This window comes from Campylobacter sp. BCW_6889 (assembly GCF_001762535.1).
Classification (GTDB): Bacteria; Campylobacterota; Campylobacteria; order Campylobacterales; family Campylobacteraceae; genus Campylobacter_D; species Campylobacter_D jejuni.
Genome location: NZ_MJWZ01000048.1, coordinates 1 through 4,008, shown reverse-complemented (window position 1 = coordinate 4,008; position 4,008 = coordinate 1). Strand labels below are relative to the sequence as shown.

Here is a 4,008-nt window from a genome sequence, read left to right as displayed (position 1 = left end):
GAGATTGATGATAAGGGCAATGTGCTTAGGTGGATAGGAGAGATTAATAGAGAGACAAAAAATATTAGCAAATAAAAAATGATATAATAATGCTTTATATAAGGAATCTTTTATGTTTATAAGTTCTAAAACAGAGTTAATTCAAACTATTAAAAATTTAACAATCAACAATAAAGAAGTTAAACAGATTGATTTTATTTATCCTAATTTTTCTATTTTACACGCTATATTAAAAAATATTGATTTTCATCAAAGAAAAATGCTATCTAAAAATCAAATATTGGCTATGGAAATACTAGAAATTTTAAAACAAACTTGTGATAATCACAATAATATAGAAATAAATATCCATACCCTTAATGAGCTTGATGCTGGACAAAATGTAAATTTAAAAGATTTATCAAGCAGTGAAATTTGCACTAAAGTTTATTTAGAAGACTTAGAAGAAGAAATTCAAGACAAGAAACAAGGTAAAGATTTTAATCTTTTTTATCATACAGATAAAAATAATCTTTGTATCGAATTTATCAATACTTTAAAAGAACTAGCTAAAGATTCTGAAGATATAACAACCTTAGACGAGTTAATCGAAAACATTGATCCTGATGATATAAGCAGTGAGAAATTTGATGATTTTAAGAAAAAAGTTTTAGAAAAGATTGGAAATGTCATAGAATCGGATTTTTTCAAAAATAGCATAAGTCCCACTTTAAAAAATACTTATGAAAAATTTATCAATGAGTTGTTAGAACACATTAAAAAACTTGCCGAAGAAAAAGAATATGAAAAAATTAAAATCATACTAAGTGCTATAGCGGGTGTTGCAATAGCCACAGTGGTAGCTGTTCTTACAGGTGGGACAGGATTAGCTATTTTGGCTGCTGGTTTATTTTCTTTAATGGGTTCTGCAAGCGAGTATTATGAATTTGCTCAAAGAGATTATGGCACACTTTTAACGACTTTAGCCGCATTTTTAGCCACTAGATGTGCTATGTTTATTCATTATATTAATTCTCGCTTGTTATCTTGTGTTTTAATTATTAATAAAAAAGAAATTATTGATTTAAGTGGTTTTGGATTATATCTTGGAAGTGATGAAAGCAATATCGCTTCGAATTTGGCTTATAAAATCACTTTAAGCGAAGAAATAAAAAGCATTGAAAATATTTTTAGTGAAATCTTTTTAAACCCAGAACAAAAAGACAAGGGATATAAAAATACACCCAATGATTCAAAATCGAGCAATTTACCCGCTTTCATTTCAACGCAAAAATTATCTAATTTGTATTTAAAAAACAATGCTATTTTAAAGAATTTGCAAGAAGATATTAAACAATTTATTTATTTTTCCTATATAGAAAGTCCAAATTTTAACTCAAGTAAACTAGCTGAATTTTTCGCACAAAAAAATCAAAATGCACAAATAGATTTAAATACAACTAAAATGAGTAAAAATTATTTGATTATTTCAAATATCCCCAATAAATACAATGCAGGACTTAGTGAAAGTTTAACTCAAGAAATCGCCAACTATAATATACAAGATAAATACAGAAGAATTAAAAAAAATATTGATACTTCAAAAAAAACTTATGACAGCACAAGAGATTATAGCGAATATAGCATAGAAATGCCACAAGATGAAAATGAACCTTATATTTTACAATTAAGCCCTTTTGTGAAAATATCCAAAGAAGCTTATGAGAATAGTAAAAAAGCTTATGAAGATATGCAAAAGGTTTATAAATATTTAACAAATTTTGTTGCTACACCGCAGAAGCTACCAGAATTCGCAAAAACAGCTAAAGAAAAATTAGCAATATCAGAAAATGAGCCAATGATAGAAATAGTAAAAAAGACGGAAAATTTACGACATTGCGAACGAATAAACATTTTAGCTTATATTGACTACAATAAAAAAATAAATGATAAAAAATGGCTTCCTTATTTTTATATCAAAAAATTCTTTAAACAAAACGAAGCCAAAGAATCCATCATAGAAAAAGAAAAGAAGATAGCTCATCAATATTTAACTTTTTTGAAAAAAGAGTTTTTTGAAAAATCGGATAAATCTTCATTTGGGAACTATTCTTTAATGGAATGTTTATTTATTTCATTTGTCTTGTATCAAGCTAAGCTTATTTTTCCAAATATCAATTTGGATTTGAAAAAATATGGAGGCAGTAATTTTGTATATATAAAATACTTAGAGGAAACTTATGTTTTATGGACAGATGAATGTCCAATATATGTAAATAATGAGCCAACAAATATTACAGCATATGAAGTTGTATCGCAATTATTAAAAATACTTGACAAAAAAGATTATTCTTTTGTGGAAAATGATAATTCGATAACTATAGATGATTTTTTTAATGAATTATCAAAAGATTTAGATACAACAAATACATTAGATAAAAAAATAATCAAATTAAAGCAAATGTATCATTTAGATGAACAAAAATGCATTAAAGAATTTATGAATTTAGACGAAGAAACGCAACGAGCTTTTGTTGCATGGATGGATATAGAGAAACAAATATCAGATTTATCAAAGCTTTTGGAGCAGATGTATGGAAAAGAATATTTAAATAAGGCAAAAGAACAAAAAACAAGTGAAATATTTACTTATGCAATGTTAAAAATTTTATTAAGTGCTAGTCCTTTTATCAGCTTTACAGCTCAAATGTTGTGGGATTTTAATTTTTTAAAAACAATAGAATATGTTATTCAAGCTTGTATTAAAATAAACAAAGAAGGATTTAAAGAATTTTTTAAAGAACAGCTTGGTATTTTTGCACCTCCAAAAAAGAATAGTATATATCATATACACATAAAATCTAATTTAATAATAAAAGCACGCTTGCAACAAATAGAAAAAGAATTAATTCATACTAAAATCCAAATGATTTTAGCACAAGAGATAAAATCCAATTTAATAATACAAAAAAATACATCCGGTTTAAATCTATTTATCACAAAGATAAAAGAATACTTTAATGAAAAACAAATTAAGATTTATTGGAGTGATAAATATATGAAACAATTATTTATATACTCTAATCAAGAAAGCAATATATCTAAAATTGCTCTTATGCATAGCATGGATATACAAACTCAAAAATATACTATTTATACTTATGCTAAGCTAAATAAACTTGACCTTGCTTCTATTGTGGCTGGAGAATTTGTGGGTATTTTTTTAAATTATCTCTTTCCAACAAATTTTAAAGCCCTACAAGAACAATATGAAAGCATTGTTTATCAGCTTTACACCTTCAAAGATGATTCTCCTTTAGCGGTTATAAGAGATCATTTTGTAACCTATCCTTTTGCAATCAATTCGAAATTCATTAGCTTTGATTTAAAGAAAATTTTTTATGGCATAGATCTTTGCACAGGAGTTTTTGACACTCATTTTTCCTTTCATTATGAAATAGATCAAAAGCTTGAAGAAAATAAAGAATTTCTTTTAAAAAGACTTTTATCTTATTTGATTATTGATGAGAAAAGAAATGCAACTGCTTTAGAGGATATAAAAGAACAAAAATATATTATAGATGATTATACTTTTTATTTTAAAGAGTTAAAATCTTTAGAACTTAAAAAATGCACTATATATCAACTTCCTTGTAATCATCCTTTGTTTAAAGAGTTTAGAAATAAAGAAAAGCAAATTAGTGCTTTTAAAAAGGATGAAGATAGTCCTATTCATGCTTACAATGAAGCTTTACAAATTTTACAAGATTTTGCTAATGGAATTTACAATACAAGTAAAGATAAAACAGGAAGATATATAGAAGATAAAAATAAAACCAGAAGATTACTAGAAAAACTCAATATCATAGGACAAAACAATCTTAAGGCTATGTATATGGGGATAAATGGAAATAAAGAAAGCTTGAAAGCTATAGGCAAAAGAGAAAATAACACTAGCAAAGCAAGTGCAAATGCTGACATCACATCAGAAACAAAAACTCCGCCTAATTTCATAGGCAGACTAGCTAC

At 26.1% G+C, this 4,008-nt stretch carries 1 protein-coding gene; it reads left to right on the top strand.

Features of this window, described 5'->3' with window-relative positions; all coding sequences use genetic code 11:
* Positions 1-112 precede the first annotated feature (112 nt).
* Positions 113-4,008, top strand: a 3,896-nt coding sequence (locus AJ939_RS04490; RefSeq protein ID WP_250540846.1) for a hypothetical protein, incomplete at its 3' end; no start/stop codon positions are given.